This is a genomic window from Janibacter sp. HTCC2649, from assembly GCF_000152705.1.
GTDB lineage: Bacteria > Actinomycetota > Actinomycetes > Actinomycetales > Dermatophilaceae > Knoellia.
This window is the reverse complement of record NZ_CH672413.1, coordinates 3932909-3947849: the sequence shown is the minus strand read 5'-3', so window position 1 is coordinate 3947849 and position 14941 is coordinate 3932909. Positions and strand designations below refer to the sequence as shown.

Genomic DNA, 14941 nt, shown 5'->3' with positions numbered 1-14941 from the left:
CGGCGTGCGTCAGCTGGTGAGCTTGGCGAGAATCATCTCGCGGGCCTTGCCGGCGTCGGCCTGACCCTTCATCTCCTTCATGACCTGACCGATGAGAGCGCCCGCGGCCTGGACCTTGCCGTCGCGGACCTTCTGCGCCACATCGGGGTTGGCCGCGATGACCGTGTCGACAGCTGCTTCGAGGGCGCCGTCGTCCTGGACCAGTTCGAGCCCACGGGCGTCGGCCACAGCGGTGGGAGTGCCTTCACCGTCGAGCACGCCCTCCCAGACCTGACGAGCCATCGAGTCGTTGAGGCGACCGGCGGTCACGAGACCTTCGAGCTCGACCACGTGGGCCGGCGTGATCCCACGCTCGAGGGCGTACGAGGCGACATCGGCGCCTGCCTCGGTGTTGGCGCGGCGAGCGATCTCCCCGGACCACCACTTGCGGGCACCTGCTGGCGTCGCGCCAGCCTCGACCGTGGAACCGATGAGGTCGATGAGCCCGGCGTTGAGGACGTCTCGCATCTCGAGGTCGCTGAAGCCCCAGTCCGACTGGAGGCGCTTGCGGCGCTCGGCCGGCGGCTCGGGCAGCGTGCCCCGCAGGGCGTCGACGCTCTCGCGCGACGGTGCGACAGGCACCAGGTCCGGCTCCGGGAAGTAGCGGTAGTCGTCGGCGTCGGACTTCACCCGCCCGGACGTCGTGACTCCCGTGTCCTCGTGCCAGTGACGCGTCTCCTGAAGGATCGAACCACCCTGCTGGAGGATCGCGCCGTGGCGGCACATCTCGTAGCGGACAGCGCGCTCGACCGACCGCAGCGAGTTGACGTTCTTGGTCTCGGTGCGGGTGCCCAGCGTGGTCTCGCCCTTGGGCATGAGTGACAGGTTGACGTCGCAGCGCATCGAGCCCTGCTCCATCTTCACGTCGGACACATCAAGGGCCTTGAGGAGGTCACGCAGGGTCGCGACGTAGGCACGGGCGATCTCGCCGGCCCGCTCCCCTGCACCGCGCAGGGGCTTGGTGACGATCTCGATGAGCGGGATGCCTGCGCGGTTGTAGTCGACGAGCGAGTGCGTCGCCCCGTGGATGCGACCGGTGGAACCGCCGACGTGCAGCGACTTGCCGGTGTCCTCCTCCATGTGCGCGCGCTCGATCTCCACGCGGTAGGTCGAGCCATCGTCGAGGTCGACGTCGAGGTAGCCCTCGAACGCGATCGGCTCGTCGTACTGCGACGTCTGGAAGTTCTTGGGCATGTCCGGGTAGAAGTAGTTCTTGCGCGCGAAGCGGCACCACTGCGCGATCTCGCAGTTGAGTGCGAGACCGATGCGGATCGCCGACTCGACGGCCTTCTCGTTGACGACCGGCAGGGCGCCGGGCAGTCCGAGGCAGACGGGGCAGACCTGCGTGTTGGGCTCGGCGCCGAACTCGGTCGCACAGCCGCAGAACATCTTGGTCAAGGTGCCGAGCTCGACGTGGACCTCGAGGCCCATGACCGGGTCGAAGGCCGCGAGGACCTCGTCGTAGGAGATGGTGGCTTCTGTATCAACCTGCGCCAATCCCATGGTTTCACGCACCCTTCGTCATGGTCGAGAGATCGGGAGCCTTGCCCAGCAACGGTCCGCCCCACGACGCAAGGAGACGCTGCTCGAGGGCGGCTCCCACCGCATACAGGCGCTCATCGGCGGCGGCCGGCGCGAGGATCTGGAAGCCGGCCGGCAGACCGTCCTCGTCGGCGAGGCCGCTCGGCAGGGACATGCCGGGGACGCCCGCGAGGTTGGCGGGGATGGTCGCGATGTCGTTGAGGTACATCGCCATCGGGTCGTCCATCTTGTCGCCGAACTTGAACGCCGTCGTCGGCGCGGTCGGGCTGACGAGCACGTCAGCCACCTCGAACGCCTTGGTGAAGTCGTCCGCGATGAGGCGACGAACCTTCTGGGCCGAGCCGTAGTAGGCGTCGTAGTAGCCCGACGACAGGGCGTAGGTGCCCAGGATGATGCGGCGCTTGACCTCGTCACCGAAGCCGGCGTCCCGCGTGGCCGCCATGACCTGCTCGGCGCTCGGGTCGTCGATGCCCTCGGGCAGGACGCGCAGGCCGAAGCGCATGGCGTCGAACTTCGCGAGGTTGGATGACGCCTCGCTCGGGAGGATCAGGTAGTACGCAGCCAAGGCGGCCGTGAAGCTCGGGCACGAGACCTCGACGACCTCGGCGCCGGCGTCGACGAGGTGCTGGACCGACTCGTCGAAGCGTGCCTGGACTCCGGCCTGGAAGCCCTCGCCGGTGAGCTCACGCACGATGCCGATGCGCATGCCCTTGACGTCGGCGCGGCGCGCAGCCTCGACGACGGGCGGGACGGGAGCGTTGATCGACGTGGAGTCCATCGGGTCGTGACCGCCCATGACCTCGTGCAGCAGGGCCGCGTCGAGGACGTTGCGCGTGCACGGACCGGCCTGGTCGAGCGAGGACGCGAGCGCGACGAGGCCATAGCGCGACACTCCGCCATAGGTCGGCTTGGTCCCGACGGTCCCCGTGACGGCGGCCGGCTGGCGGATCGAGCCACCGGTGTCGGTGCCGATCGCGAGCGGCGCCTGGAAGGATGCGACGACCGCGCTCGAGCCTCCACCGGAGCCACCGGGGATGCGGTCGAGGTCCCACGGGTTGCGCGTCGGACCGTAGGCCGAGTGCTCCGTCGAGGAGCCCATGGCGAACTCGTCCATGTTGGTCTTGCCGAGGATCGGCATACCGGCCTGGCGCAGGCGCGTGACAACGGTCGCGTCGTAGGGCGGGATCCAGCCCTCGAGGATCTTGCTGCCACACGTCGTCGGCAGCCCCTTGGTCGCCATGACGTCCTTGACGGCGATCGGCACACCGGCGAGCTGATGCAGCTGCTCGCCCCGGCCGCGTCGCTCGTCGATGTCGCGGGCGCTCGCGAGAGCACTATCACGAGCGACGTGGAGGTAGGCGTGGACGTCGCTGTCGACGGCGTCGGTGCGGGCCAGGAGCGCCTCGGTCACCTCGACCGACGACGTCTCACCCTTGGTGAGGAGGTCGGCGAGCTCGGAGGCGCTGGCGCGAGTCAGGTCGGTGGTCACATCGGTCCTTGCGGTCTGGGGGTGCGAGGTGCGGAAAACAACCGTTGGGGTATGCCGGGTGGTCACCACCCACGCATACGCGCGGCTTTCAGTCTTCGTCGAGGATGCGCGGCACGGAGAAGCGCTGGTGGTCGGCCTCGGGAGCGCCGGACAGGGCCTCGTCAGCCGTCAGGCTCGGGCGGACGACGTCGGGGCGGGTGACGTTGACGATGGGCATCGGGTGGCTCATCGGTTCGACGCCCTCGATGGGCGACTGCTGGACGGTCGCCACGGACTCGAGGATGACGCCGAGTTCCCCGACCATCTTGTCGAGCTCGGCGTCGGAGAGGTCGATGCGGGCGAGGCCGGCGAGGTGGGCCACGTCGTCGCGGGTGAGTTCAGCCATGGGCCCAGTCTATGGGCCGCTCAGGGCCAGCCCAGAACGAGGAGTTGACCGACCCCCCAGAGCCCGCGCAGCACTCCCACGGTCAGGCCCAGTGCAGCGGCGATCCAGAAGCCCCAGCGCCACGCCAGTGCGCGCGTCGACCCACGCTCCTCGGCGCGTGCAAGGGCCCAGCGGGGGTTCGACGTGAGCGGTCCCCACTCCCCTCGCTCGTCGCGCAGGAAGGGAAGCCAGAGGTCGTGGGCGCGCCAACCGCGCCCGAGCTCAGCGAAGGCCCGGCCCGCAACGACCCACCAGCACGCGACGAGAATCGCGGCGAGCAGCAGGCTCACGAGGAGCAGGAAGGCGCGAATCCCCCACAGGAGAAGGGTCAGTTCTTCCACCGACACCTCGTCAGTCGCCACTCTTCACGAGCCGCTGCCTGGTGTAGTCGTCCTTGACGAGGTCGGGATGGCGAGAAGCCCAGTAGCGCACCATGTTCAGACCGTTCGCCCACTCCGCCGCCGTCTCCTCGATCTGCGCGATCACACCGCCGTGAGCATCAATCAGCTGCACCCGGGCACCCCGGTTGGCCCGGTTGATGGTCGATGCCGGCAGCGCCCGCAGCTCGCTCAGCTCGCCAACCGCGACGCGGGTGTTGCCGGGCCGCCGCTCCATCCCCTCGCGTCCCAGGACGAGGCGGTAGCTCAGGATCATGAAGCCAGCGAACGGCAGCAGCAGAACCAGGAAAAGGACCAGCACCCATGCCACGGCAGTCGCGAGCCAGGGGACGTCTGGCCCGGCGCCGCGCGTCACGAGCCCGTAGAGTCCGAAGAGGCAGCCGACCCAGAGGGCGGCCATCAGGGGGAAGCTGACGACCCGCGCCCAGGCCGGTGCACGCACGACGACGGGGTCGGGGAGTTCTCCCCATTGAGACTCGGTCATGCCTCTCAGTATTGTCTCGACCCGGGGCGGAAGGCATCCAGGGGCCCACATCGATCGCGAGTACGGAAAGGTCCACACGATGACGTACAGCGTCACTCCGGCTGACATCCGGCGACATGCCAATGCCGTCTCAGCAGTCGCCACCACCTTGGGGAAGATGAAGGACGCGAGCTCGGTGAGCGGCGACAGCTACGGCTTGCTCCTCGCTTGGCTGCCCGGCGCCATCAACTCCGCCGGCGGGGATGTCGAGGGAGCCCTGGACCAGGTCGCGACGAACGCCACACAGGCCGTGAATGGCCTCAAGACGATGGCCGACCAGTACGACACCGACGACCAAGATGCTGAATGGCAGTTGAGGAAGGCCTACCCGTGAGCAACAACCCGTACGTCGTCACCGACAACGCCAGCTCACCCGACGGCACGACCTTCGGTATCCAGGAGGGTTCGGGCTGGACCTCGGGCGCCGGGATCATCGACAGCGGAACCCAGACGATCACCGCGCTGTGCAACGGCGACTGGGTGGACGCCGCGCTCAGTGGGGTCGCCCTCGTCCTCGATGCCGCTGCCACGGCAGCCGACCCCCTGGGGTCGGCGCTCGCGGCCGGCATCGGGTGGGTGATCGACCACCTCAACCCGATCAAGGGATGGTTCGAGGAAGTCGCAGGCAACCCGGGTGGAGCCGTCGCCCAGGCCCAGACCTGGGGGCTCATCAGTGCCGACCTCACCCCTGCCGCGACCGACTGGGACCACTCCGCAGCCAACCTGATCAAGCCTCAGTCGGGACCAGCGGTCGAGACCTACATCGGCTGGCAGGAGACGCACACGGCGGCCATCAACGAGCTCGTCGGTGCCACCAAAGGCATGCAGGAAGCCATTTCGGTGGCCGCCGGGATCGTGGGCTTCGTGCACGGCTTCCTCCGCGACGTGCTCGCGCAGCTCGTCGGGGCAGCGATCAGCTGGGTCGCCGAAGCCGTGTTGTCCTTCGGAACCCTCATCCCCTGGATCTGCGGCCAGATCGGCACCCGCGTTGCGGCTGTCACCGCCAAGTGCTCCGGCTTCGTCACCGGCCTCGTCCGCTCCGGAAGCAAGCTCGACGGGCTCCTCAAAGCGCTCGGCACCTGGGGCAAGAACGTCCTCAAGTTCCTCGACAAGATCAAGTCCAACCCGAACCTGAACCGCCCCACTCCCCGGCACGCGGCTCCACCCGGACCTGCGCCCGCGATACCTCCCTGGACGTGGACGCCACCCAACGGCTACAACCCCACCGGGCGGCATTCCACTCCGATGCCGACCTTCCCCGAGGCGATGGGGGACGGTGCGAGGGGTGGAGCGCGCGACGCGCCCTACACGGCGGCCACGAACGGCACGGACGGCGCCAAGTCCGGCATCGACGGCAACGGCGAACCGGACGAGTGACTCAGGTGGTGCGGCTGATCTCGATCAGTCGCACCACGAGGGTCGCCGGGTAGTAGCCGAGTCCGATGAGGACGACGACCCAGATCCCCCACCGGATGAGCAGCCCGGCGCGGGTGCGTCGCTCCGGCTCCGGTGCCCGGAACGATGCGAAGAAGCGCGACCCGGCAACGGGCCCGTAGCGACCGCGTGCGTTCGGCTCGAACGGACGCCACCAGTTGCCGGCCGTGAGCCCGGCGATCGCCCCACGGGCCAGCGGCACGGCGAACAGCAGCCAAATGCCTCCGAAGAGTGCCAGGGCAATGCTCGACGCCAGGATCACGGGGCCGTCGGGGTTCAGCTGGGTCGTCATGTGGATGAGTCTTCCTCATCAGTCTCTGCCGTGACGGGTGCGGCTATCGTCGGGGCATGAGTGAACAGAGGGGATATGCAGGACCGGAGGAGGCCCTGGCGGCCATCGACGCCCAGGTCGCCGGTGTCGAGCCGCGCGCCGAACAGGCTCGGGCCTGGAGCGCAGAGGTCGAGGCCCTGGTCGGCGTCGGTGTCGCCGAACACGGTGATGTCCGGGCCAACGTCAACGTGCAGGGCCTGCTCACCGGGTTGGCCGTGAGTGACGCCGTGGCCTCCCAAGGAGGACGGACCGCCTCGCGCGCGATTCAGCAGGCTCTTCGCGCGGCGCAGGAGTCCGTTCGCGAGCAGGCCGAAGCCTCATCCGATCGGGTGTGGGGTTCCGGCTCAGCCACGTCGGCCGCCTTCCGGGCGGAGGTCGAGGCGGCAACTCCGCTCATCGACGTGCAGCCGTTGGACAGCGATGGTCGATCCCTGCCCGGCGATGACGATCAGCCGACGACGCGCGATGGGGGTACGTGGTGATGGATCCTTCGATCTTTGATGGCGAGACACCGGGTGAGCTCGAACTGAACCGGCTCGTCCAGCAGGCGCAGGCAGCCATGGCCTGGCGGACCAGCGTCAACGCGCTGCGTGGTCGCGCCCAGGAGAACGGCGTCAACGTCCAGGTCAGTGCCAGCGGTGGCGTCGTCGGCGTCACCGTGTCCGACGCGGCCTGTGCCGGTGGCGGGGATGCCCTCGCGGGCAACGTCCTCGACGCCGTGCTGGCCGCTCAAAAGGACCTGGCGGGACAGCTGCAGGCTTCAGCGATCAAGGCGTTCGGTGAGGACTCACCTCAGGCACGCACGGTCCAGCAGTCGACCGGCACTCGCTTCACGCGAGCCGCGATCCTCACGTCGGACCAGGACGACCAGCGTTAGTTTCGACGTGCTCGGGGTCGGGCTCAGCTGTCCTGCGCCGAACTGCCTTCTGCTGCACCGGATTCGAGCAGGGTGACGAAACCGGCCTCGTCGAGGATGGTCAGTCCGAGCTCGCGCGCCTTGGCCTCCTTGGAGCCCGCCCCCGGACCGACGACGACGTAGTCGGTCTTCTTGGAGACCGACCCGGATGCCTTGCCACCGCGGGACAGGATCGCCTCCTTGGCCTCGTCGCGGGTGAAGCCCTCCATCGACCCCGTGACGACGACGGTGAGGCCTTCGAGGGTCTGCTCGATCGAGGTGTCGCGTTCGTCCTCCATGCGCACACCGTCGGCGGCCCACTGGTCGACGATCGCGACGTGCCACTCGTTGCCCTCACGGTCGAACCAGTCGCGCACCGACTCGGCGATGATGCCGCCGACGCCCTCGACGCCGGACAGTTCCTCGACGGTGGCCGCGCGGATGCCATCCATCGAGCCGAAGTGCTGGGCGAGCGCCCTGGCCGCCGTCGGTCCGACGTGACGGATCGAGAGCCCGACGAGGACGCGCCACAGCGGCTGCGTCTTGGCCGACTCGAGGTTGGCGACGAGCTTGGCACCGATCGCCGAGGGCACGCGACCGTCGATGACGGCGTCCTCGGAGTCGGTCTTCTTCGCCGCGCGGGTGTAGAGCGGCACGCGGGCGATGTCGGCATCGGTCAGCCCGAAGAGGGTCGACTCGTCGGTCAGCACCCCTGACTCGAGCAGAGCAACGGAGCCCTCCCAGCCGAGCGCCTCGATGTCGAACGCCCCGCGACCCGCCAGCCCCGACAACCGCTCGCGCAGCTGGGACGGGCACGACCGCGAGTTGGGGCAGCGGATGTCCTTGTCGCCCTCCTTGGCCGGAGCCAGGGGCGTGCCACACGACGGGCAGTCAACAGGCATGACGAAGGCCCGCTCGCTGCCGTCGCGCAGGTCGACGACCGGCCCGAGGATCTCGGGAATGACGTCACCGGCCTTGCGCAGCACGATCGTGTCGCCGATGAGCACCCCCTTGCGGGTCACCTCGGTGGCGTTGTGGAGGGTGGCCCGCTCGACGGTCGACCCGGCGACGACGACGGGCTTCATCACCCCGAACGGTGTGACCCGACCGGTGCGCCCGACGTTGACCTGGATGTCGAGGAGGACGGTGTTGACCTCCTCCGGTGGGTACTTGTAGGCGATCGCCCACCTCGGCGCTCGGGACGTCGCTCCGAGCTGGCGCTGCACCACGATCTCGTCGACCTTGACGACGACACCGTCGATCTCGTGCTCGACGTCGTGGCGATGCTCCCCCGTCGAGACGATGAACTCGTTGACTTCCTCGATGGTGTCGACGACCCGGAAATGGGTCGAGACCGGCATACCCCACTCCTGCAACGCGGCATACGCCTCGCTCTGTCTCGTGAGGGCGAAGCCCTCGCGCTTGCCGATGCCGTGGACGAGCATGCGCAGCTCTCGGCTCGCCGTGACGCGAGGGTCCCTCTGCCGCAACGATCCTGCCGCCGTGTTGCGCGGGTTGGCGTAGGGCGGTTTGCCCGCTTCGACAAGCTGCGCGTTGAGCTCGCCGAAGGCCTCGATCGGGAAGTAGACCTCTCCGCGCACCTCGACGAGATCGGGCACCGGATGCTTCTTGGTCCCCTTCAATTCAGTGGGTATGCCGCGCACCGTCCTCACGTTGAGGGTCACGTCCTCGCCCGTGCGACCGTCACCGCGGGTGAGCGCCCTTGTGAGGCGCCCCTTTTCGTAGAGAAGGTTGATCGCGAGGCCGTCGATCTTGAGCTCGCACAGGTAGTGGAAGGCCGAGCCCGCGTCCCGCGTCACGCGAGCGTTCCACTCCACCATCTCCTCGGGAGAGAACGCGTTGTCGAGGCTGAGCATCCGCTCGAGGTGGTCGACCGACTCGAAGTCGGTGGAGAAGACCGCGCCACCCACGGACTGCGTCGGGCTCTCAGGCGTGCGCAGCGAGGGGTACTCGTCCTCGAGCATGTTGAGCCGCTTCATCAGCTTGTCGTACTCACCATCGCTGACCGTCGGCGAGTCCTTGACGTGATAGGCGAACTGGTGCGTCGTCGCCTGCTCGGCGAGGTCAGTCCACTCGTGCCGGATCTCGTCGGGAACCTCTGCCACCACGTCGTTCTCACTCACGCGCTCATCCTGCCGCACGGCACGGACACTGATGATGTTTGTTGCCCCGAGGGTCATGACTCTGGCACTGACTGTCGGCCTGCTGGCTTGACCATCAACTGGACCGCCTGACTCTCGGGGTCCCGCGCGCCGGCCGGGCGGACATGACCTCATAAGAGCCTGGCGAAGCCTCATCAGTGTCCTGTCTGCTCGCCCGACCGGCGTCGACCAACCGAATCGACACGGAAGGCACTTTCCATCATGACAGTGACAAATCTCGAGCCCGGAACGCTTGTGGGAGGCGTTGACACCCACGCCGACACCATCCACGTCGCGGCTGTTGACTCGTGGGGGAGGCAGTTGGGTGACCAGGAGTTCCCCACGACACCTTCGGGGTATCGGCAGGCCCTGGCGTTCCTGACCGGTCGAGGTGAGGTGGTGGGGATCGGGATTGAGGGCACCAGTTCGTATGGAGTGGGTATCACTCGAGCGGCCGGTGAGGCGGGCATCGCGGTCTTCGAGGTGGTGCGGCCTGAGCGGGCGGTACGCCGGCGCGAGGGCAAGTCGGATCCGTTGGATGCCTACCAGGCGGCCCAGGCCATGTTGAGCGGTAGGGCAACCGCGGCAGCGAAGTCAGCGGACATCACCGCGCTTCGCGCTCTACACAATGCTCGGCGCTCAGCTGTCAAAGCCAGAGCAGCAGCACAGGTCCAGATTCGCCACCAACTGGTGACGTCCCCGGCCGACCTGCGGGAAAAATATCGCAACCTCACCGCGGCACGCCTGATCCAGACGCTCGCAGCCTGCCGCCCCAGCGTGCACCCAGATCTCGAAGAACGTCTGGTCCTGACCGCATTGAAGTCCCTCGCGCGCCGCCACCAGAGCCTGACCCGAGAGATCAGCGAACTCGACACCGAACTGACCACAATGATCGAAAGGGCCGCGCCCCATCTACTGCACCTCCACGGCGTTGGGAACACCACCGCGGCACAACTGCTCATCACCGCCGGCGGCAACCCCGACAGGCTGCGCAGTGAGGCTTCGTTCGCCGCGCTCTGTGGCACCGCGCCCGTCCCGGCCTCGTCAGGCAAGACCACACGCCACCGGTTGTCACGCGGGGGTGACCGACGCGCAAACAACGCATTGCACACCATCGCGATGGCACGGCTCAGGAACCACCCGCCCACCAAGGCCTTCGTACAGCGACAGCGTGACCGCGGCCGGTCCACGCCAGAGATCCTGCGGCTCCTCAAACGCGCCATCGCCCGGGAAATGTTTAAGCAACTCACGCGGCCACACGAGGACCTCGGCGTCCACGACCTGCGCCCCACCAGGCAGGCCAAGAACATCACCCTCGCAGCAGCAGCCCACGCACTTGGCCTAGCAACGATAACCATCAGCCGAACCGAGCGAGGGCTGCACATCACTCCAGAAGTCGTTAACCGCTACCGCGAGTGGCTCAATACCGCTTGACAGACATAGGAGCTTCATCAGGACATGAGGCGCGGTGGCTCGAAGTCCGCCGGGTCGTAGGCGAGCGGGTCCTCCACGACGACGTGGCTTGCCGAGGGCTGGTCGGCAGCGGCGCCCTGCACTTCGTCATCGGGTTGCGGGACCTCGCGGCGGTCCGCGACGACGGCGGCCACGACGAACCCCGCTCCGGTCAGGGACATGAGTTGAAGGACCAGAGACCCCGGTCCGATGACGAACGTGAACCACCCGCTGCCCAGGTCCGGCTGGTTCAGGAAACTCGCGCTGATGGCCATCTGGCCGAGTCCGCTCGCCAGGGCAAGCCCGAAACCCAGGAGACCCCACGTGCGCCAGCGGCCACGCCCGGGGTGTCACACGACGAACGCCAGACCGACCCCCCTCACCGATCACACAGGATCCACCTGCTCCACTCCCTGTGGGTGGCACTGCGCATCGCCGTGTTCGCGGCCGTGCTAGCGGGCGTCCCGCCGCTGCTGCGCAACATCCGCCGCAACCCCATTCGGGACAGGCGCGACGAGTGAGGCTCAGCCCGAGGCGAGAAGGACGTCTCGGGTGACCTCGAGGTGGCCGAGGTGTTGGGCCAGTTCCTCGTGGACGTGCAGAAGAACGGCTCCCTGCGTCGCGTATGCCGTCCGGTCCCGTCCGCTGGGCGGGTTCGCCGGCGGTGCCCCAAGGTCTGCTGCGTGGGCATCCTCGTGCAGCCGCGCGCGCCCTAACGCGAGGAGTGCGAGGGCCTCCTCGACCGTCCCGGTCGACGTGAACTCCGCGTCACGATCGCGTGGGACGACGATGCCTCGGTTCACGGTGCGACCCCAACGACCCATGACCCCGACGACGTGGGCCACGAGCGCGAAGGCGGAGTTCGAGCCCTCCACACCGGTGAGCGAACGGTTGACGTGAGCATCGCCCAACTCACGCACGCACGCGGCATACCCGTCCAGGGACCGGTCACAGAAGGTGAGGTATTCGTCGATGCTGATCACACGCGGGAGTGTATGACCGGCTCCGGATCCTCGCTCACGGCGAGCATCGCCGCTCTGGCCCGTTGCGCACCCGAGGTGCGGGTGAGCTCCCCGGACAACCGGGCGAGGCGGGCTGAGATGTCGGGGTCCAAGGAGAGGAGTCGTTCGGCGGCGGCTCGCAGTTCCTCGGGGGTGGCCGAGTTCGGGTCGAGCGCCTCCGCCAGTCCGGCCGTCTCGAGCGAGGCAGCGCCGGCGAACTGGTCGGTCGACATCGGCAGGAGCAGCAGCGGCACGCCCGCGGTCAACGCCTCGGTGACGCTGTTGTTGCCTCCGTGGGACACCGCGAGCACGGCGCGCTCCAGCAGCGTGGGCTGAGGAAGCTCGGCCCGGACCAGCCACGACGGCGGGATGGGGCCCAGTGCGTCACGCGACGTCGACCCGGCGGCCAGGGCGACCCGCACGTCCATGCCTCTCAGGGCCTGCGCGATGCGGCCCAGCACGTCCGACCGCACCGAGAGGAAACTGCCGAGGCTCACGTAGACGATCGGCCCGTCGTGGCGCGCCAGCCAGGCGTCCACCTCCGCGTCGGGCTCCTCGGTGCGGACGGCGGAACCGAGGAAGGCGTGCGGGCTCAGCAGTGCCGTGCGCTCGGGAGGATGCAGCTCGCCGGGGTAGTTGAGGAGCAGGAGATCGCCCGTCTGCGCGAAGGCGTCCTCGCTGGCGGGCGCTCCCGGGTCGAGGGCGGCAAGCACCGTGTTCCACTCGTGCGTGAAGACGTCGCGCACGCCCTCGCACTGGCGCCGGAGGTCGACGAGAGAGGTACGGGTCGGTTGGAGGCGCCGGGGCCAGGCCGGCGGGTAGCCGTAGACCTCGTCGCCCACGGTCAGCGCGGACGGGTGGCCCAGGACGACGTCGGCGTGCCGCACCCCCGCCCCGGTGAGACCCAGACGGGCGCTGAAGGCGAGGTGGTCGACGATGACGTGGTCGGGCTGCACCCGCTCCACGACGCGGTGCACCTCGCGGGCGACCCGCAGCGGCTCCCAGAGCAGGTCTGCTCCGCGGGCTGCCGCCTGGAACGCGAGGGTCGGGACGGCCCCGAGGCGGGTCGCGTCGAAGAACCCTCGCAAGGCGTCGTCCTCGCCGCTCGGCTGGTCCTCGGCGCGGATGACGCCGGGGTTGGATCCGCGCCCGAGCTGGAGGTGCTCGCGCTCGAAGCCGAACCTGCGCACGATCGCGTCCGTCGCGGGGCCCGTGGCGACGACGACCCGCTCGCCTGCCTCGGCCCACGCCGTGGCCACCGTGGCGAGGGGCAACAGGTGGGACGCGTAGTCAGGACTGATGACGAGAAGCGTCACGGGAGACCTCCGAGTAGATGGCGGCGAGGGACGAGGCCATGGTGGCGATGCCGAACTCCTTGGCCACCCGGCTCCGGGCGTGGTCGGCACGCGCTGCGGCATCCGGCGCCGCCGCCAGCTCGAGCGCGGCGACCACCGCCCCCGAGAGGGCGGTGGGCGAGGTGGTGTCGATCAACAGCCCGGTCACGCCCTGTTCGACGTAGGTCGCGGGCCCGCCCTCTCGGGGCGTGACGACGACGAGCCCGGACGCCATCGCCTCGAGGATGGCGATGCCGAACTCTTCCTTGAGGCTGGCGGAGACATAGATGCCACCCGGCCCGCTGAGCCCGGGCCGCCCCAGCCGCACTGCCGCCAACCACGTGGCGACCACCCCGTTCGGGCGGTGTCCGGCCAGGAGCAGGCCCCGGTCGGCGGCGTCGACGCGGGCGACCGACGTGCAGATGCGGGAGAGCTGTTCCGCCTCGTCGGACGTCGGGTCGTCCAGGTCACCTCCGACGACGAGCAGGTTGGAGCCCTGGACGGCCGCGGGATCGGACGCCCATGCCTCCACGAGCGTGGCCATCCCCTTCACCCGGTGCAGGCGCCCGACCGTGACCACGAGTGGCAGGTTCCGGCGTTCCGGTGGGAGCGTCCCGAGCAGGGCGTCCAGCTCGGCGAGAGCCCGACCCGTGGCCGTCGGGACGGCGTGCCCCCGGGTGGCGTCCGCCACCTCCCGTGCCGCGCGGTCGATCGGGGCGAGGTCGATGCCCTCGGGGACCACCGTGAGCGACCGGTCGCCCGCGTCCGGGTCGAGGTGGAGGAGCTCACGCAGATCGCGGTCCAGCCGTGGCCGGGGGAAGGCGACGAGGTGGGCTGCCTGGTCCGCGAGGTCGCGCAGGAGTCGGACCCGGAAGACGAGGTGCTCCGCGTGGTCCGCCGCGCCGAAGGTGGCCCGGGTGAGCGCACCCGAGGCCTCCCGGGCAGCGATGAGCGCGTGCGGGTCCGGAGCCAGGGTCAGCACGGTGGGGATGCCCAGCTCCTTCGCCACCTCGGACGCCGCCCACGACCCCACGTCGGCCATGCGCAGGTGGAGGACGTCGACCGGACCCGCGGCCAGGAGTGCCTGCCGGAGTCCGCGCCGGATGCCGACCCGCATTGGCCAGGTGTCGGCGGACGGTCGCGGCGGCCCCGGAAGGGGCAGGCCGAGGTAGTGGTGACCGGGCGCCAGGCAGTCGCCGGGTCCCCGCTCCCCGTGGCGGTGGCTGCGCGAGAGGGTCAGCACCCGCGAGACTCCGGGCTCGGCGACGAGGGCATCGCCGAGGTGGACGAGCAGGGTCGCGATCCCGCCGGTGTCACCCTTGCCGGCGTTGCGCAGGCTCCCGTCGATGTCGGCGTGGAGGAACAGCTGGGCGACCGTCAGGCCGTCCCGGCCGGAGTCGGTGGAGTCGTCGGACTCGTCGGACTCGTCGGATTCGGAAGGACGCACGCCCGGAGGATCCAGGCCATCGTCCTCATCGTCCTCATTGAGCTCGACGAGTCCCCAGGCCTCGAGCGTCGCCTCGGCGAGCATGCCCACGAAGCCGCCCTCCTCCATCAGCCCGCGCAACGGGGCAACGGCACCTGCGCGCAGCGCGGACGAACGCAGTGCCCACGCAGCGTGCTCCCGGAGGTGGGCCACGGGAGAGGTCAGCAGCGGCACGACGAGTGCTTCCGCCATGGCTGCTCCCCCAGCAGCGGCTGCATGCACCGCCGCGATCGCCGTCAGCTGGTCGGTGCCATCGTCGATGGCTTCGCGCAGCGCTGCCGTCGTCGTGTCGACGTGGTTGGCGTCGTCGCCCTCGTCGCGCACGGACGCCACGAGCGGGTCGATGAAGTCAATCGCGTCGAGGAAGGACGGCGCCCTTCGGACCGCGTCGAGGATCCCCAGGGTCGGCGTCGCAAGAGTGTGGGTCACCC

Annotated in this window: 16 protein-coding genes; 5 read left to right on the top strand and 11 right to left on the bottom strand. The window is 69.2% G+C overall.

The genetic code is table 11. The annotated features are described in order from the left end of the window. Positions 1-9 precede the first annotated feature (9 nt). The 5 genes from gatB to JNB_RS18780 form a co-directional block, all read right to left on the bottom strand. The gene (gatB, locus tag JNB_RS18800) at positions 10-1542 is read right to left on the bottom strand and encodes an Asp-tRNA(Asn)/Glu-tRNA(Gln) amidotransferase subunit GatB (protein WP_009778120.1); all 1533 of its coding nucleotides are present in this window, start codon (positions 1540-1542) and stop codon (positions 10-12) included. Between the two features lie 4 nt (positions 1543-1546). Next, positions 1547-3070, bottom strand: a complete 1524-nt coding sequence (gene gatA / locus JNB_RS18795) for an Asp-tRNA(Asn)/Glu-tRNA(Gln) amidotransferase subunit GatA (RefSeq protein WP_009778119.1) — start codon at positions 3068-3070, stop codon at positions 1547-1549. Between the two features lie 88 nt (positions 3071-3158). Further along, positions 3159-3455 (bottom strand): Asp-tRNA(Asn)/Glu-tRNA(Gln) amidotransferase subunit GatC, encoded by a 297-nt coding sequence (gene gatC / locus JNB_RS18790; protein ID WP_009778118.1) that lies wholly within the window; start codon positions 3453-3455, stop codon positions 3159-3161. Between the two features lie 20 nt (positions 3456-3475). Next, positions 3476-3835 (bottom strand): hypothetical protein, encoded by a 360-nt coding sequence (locus JNB_RS18785; RefSeq protein WP_148232517.1) that lies wholly within the window; start codon positions 3833-3835, stop codon positions 3476-3478. A 10-nt stretch (positions 3836-3845) separates the two neighbouring features. Next, positions 3846-4376, bottom strand: coding sequence for a hypothetical protein (locus tag JNB_RS18780; RefSeq protein ID WP_009778116.1), 531 nt, complete (start codon positions 4374-4376; stop codon positions 3846-3848). 79 nt (positions 4377-4455) lie between these two features. Between JNB_RS18780 and JNB_RS18775 the strand changes: the two genes are divergently transcribed. Both JNB_RS18775 and JNB_RS18770 read left to right on the top strand, forming a co-directional pair. Next, complete coding sequence (locus tag JNB_RS18775) at positions 4456-4749, top strand: type VII secretion target (protein ID WP_009778115.1); 294 nt, start codon at positions 4456-4458, stop codon at positions 4747-4749. Further along, positions 4746-5792 (top strand): hypothetical protein, encoded by a 1047-nt coding sequence (locus tag JNB_RS18770; RefSeq protein WP_009778114.1) that lies wholly within the window; start codon positions 4746-4748, stop codon positions 5790-5792. The genes JNB_RS18775 and JNB_RS18770 overlap by 4 nt, the downstream gene beginning before the upstream one ends. 1 nt (position 5793) lies before the next feature. Here JNB_RS18770 and JNB_RS18765 read toward each other — a convergent pair whose 3' ends face one another. Beyond that, a complete protein-coding gene (locus JNB_RS18765) occupies positions 5794-6141 on the bottom strand; it encodes a hypothetical protein (RefSeq protein WP_009778113.1) in 348 nt (115 codons plus the stop codon). Between the two features lie 56 nt (positions 6142-6197). Between JNB_RS18765 and JNB_RS18760 the strand changes: the two genes are divergently transcribed. Beyond that, on the top strand, positions 6198-6662 hold the full coding sequence (locus JNB_RS18760; RefSeq protein WP_009778112.1) for a hypothetical protein: 465 nt from the start codon (positions 6198-6200) through the stop codon (positions 6660-6662). After that, positions 6662-7057: a hypothetical protein gene (locus JNB_RS18755; RefSeq protein WP_009778111.1), complete on the top strand. Its 396-nt coding sequence runs from the start codon at positions 6662-6664 to the stop codon at positions 7055-7057. Before JNB_RS18760 ends, JNB_RS18755 begins: the two co-directional genes overlap by 1 nt. Positions 7058-7080: 23 nt before the next feature. On the opposite strand, the gene ligA is transcribed toward JNB_RS18755, so the two are convergent. Next, entirely contained in the window at positions 7081-9276 is a 2196-nt protein-coding gene (gene ligA, locus JNB_RS18750) for an NAD-dependent DNA ligase LigA (protein WP_009778110.1), read from the bottom strand. 183 nt (positions 9277-9459) lie between these two features. Here ligA and JNB_RS18745 point away from each other — a divergent pair, with 183 nt between their 5' ends. Further along, the gene (locus JNB_RS18745) at positions 9460-10671 is read left to right on the top strand and encodes an IS110 family transposase (protein WP_040883616.1); all 1212 of its coding nucleotides are present in this window, start codon (positions 9460-9462) and stop codon (positions 10669-10671) included. Between the two features lie 17 nt (positions 10672-10688). Here JNB_RS18745 and JNB_RS21615 read toward each other — a convergent pair whose 3' ends face one another. The 4 genes from JNB_RS21615 to JNB_RS18725 all read right to left on the bottom strand — a co-directional run bounded on the left by JNB_RS21615 (position 10689) and on the right by JNB_RS18725 (position 14939). Then, positions 10689-10964, bottom strand: a complete 276-nt coding sequence (locus tag JNB_RS21615) for a hypothetical protein (protein ID WP_009778109.1) — start codon at positions 10962-10964, stop codon at positions 10689-10691. 249 nt (positions 10965-11213) lie between these two features. Beyond that, positions 11214-11672 (bottom strand): DUF664 domain-containing protein, encoded by a 459-nt coding sequence (locus JNB_RS18735; protein ID WP_009778107.1) that lies wholly within the window; start codon positions 11670-11672, stop codon positions 11214-11216. After that, on the bottom strand, positions 11669-13006 hold the full coding sequence (locus JNB_RS18730) for a nucleotide disphospho-sugar-binding domain-containing protein (RefSeq protein ID WP_009778106.1): 1338 nt from the start codon (positions 13004-13006) through the stop codon (positions 11669-11671). Before JNB_RS18730 ends, JNB_RS18735 begins: the two co-directional genes overlap by 4 nt. Further along, positions 12981-14939 carry a glycosyltransferase gene (locus JNB_RS18725; protein WP_009778105.1) on the bottom strand — a complete coding sequence of 653 codons (1959 nt, stop codon included), beginning with the start codon at positions 14937-14939 and terminating at the stop codon, positions 12981-12983. The genes JNB_RS18730 and JNB_RS18725 overlap by 26 nt, the downstream gene beginning before the upstream one ends. Positions 14940-14941 lie beyond the last annotated feature (2 nt).

What these genes read in the sequence shown, in the direction of transcription:
- JNB_RS18760 (WP_009778112.1), top strand. Translation starts at nt 6,198, where the DNA reads ATGAGTGAACAGAGGGGATATGCAGGACCGGAGGAGGCCCTGGCGGCC.
- JNB_RS18780 (WP_009778116.1), bottom strand. Translation starts at nt 4,376, where the DNA reads ATGACCGAGTCTCAATGGGGAGAACTCCCCGACCCCGTCGTCGTGCGT.
- JNB_RS18755 (WP_009778111.1), top strand. Translation starts at nt 6,662, where the DNA reads ATGGATCCTTCGATCTTTGATGGCGAGACACCGGGTGAGCTCGAACTG.
- JNB_RS18775 (WP_009778115.1), top strand. Translation starts at nt 4,456, where the DNA reads ATGACGTACAGCGTCACTCCGGCTGACATCCGGCGACATGCCAATGCC.
- gatB (WP_009778120.1), bottom strand. Translation starts at nt 1,542, where the DNA reads ATGGGATTGGCGCAGGTTGATACAGAAGCCACCATCTCCTACGACGAG.
- gatC (WP_009778118.1), bottom strand. Translation starts at nt 3,455, where the DNA reads ATGGCTGAACTCACCCGCGACGACGTGGCCCACCTCGCCGGCCTCGCC.
- JNB_RS21615 (WP_009778109.1), bottom strand. Translation starts at nt 10,964, where the DNA reads ATGGCCATCAGCGCGAGTTTCCTGAACCAGCCGGACCTGGGCAGCGGG.
- JNB_RS18765 (WP_009778113.1), bottom strand. Translation starts at nt 6,141, where the DNA reads ATGACGACCCAGCTGAACCCCGACGGCCCCGTGATCCTGGCGTCGAGC.
- ligA (WP_009778110.1), bottom strand. Translation starts at nt 9,276, where the DNA reads ATGACCCTCGGGGCAACAAACATCATCAGTGTCCGTGCCGTGCGGCAG.
- JNB_RS18745 (WP_040883616.1), top strand. Translation starts at nt 9,460, where the DNA reads ATGACAGTGACAAATCTCGAGCCCGGAACGCTTGTGGGAGGCGTTGAC.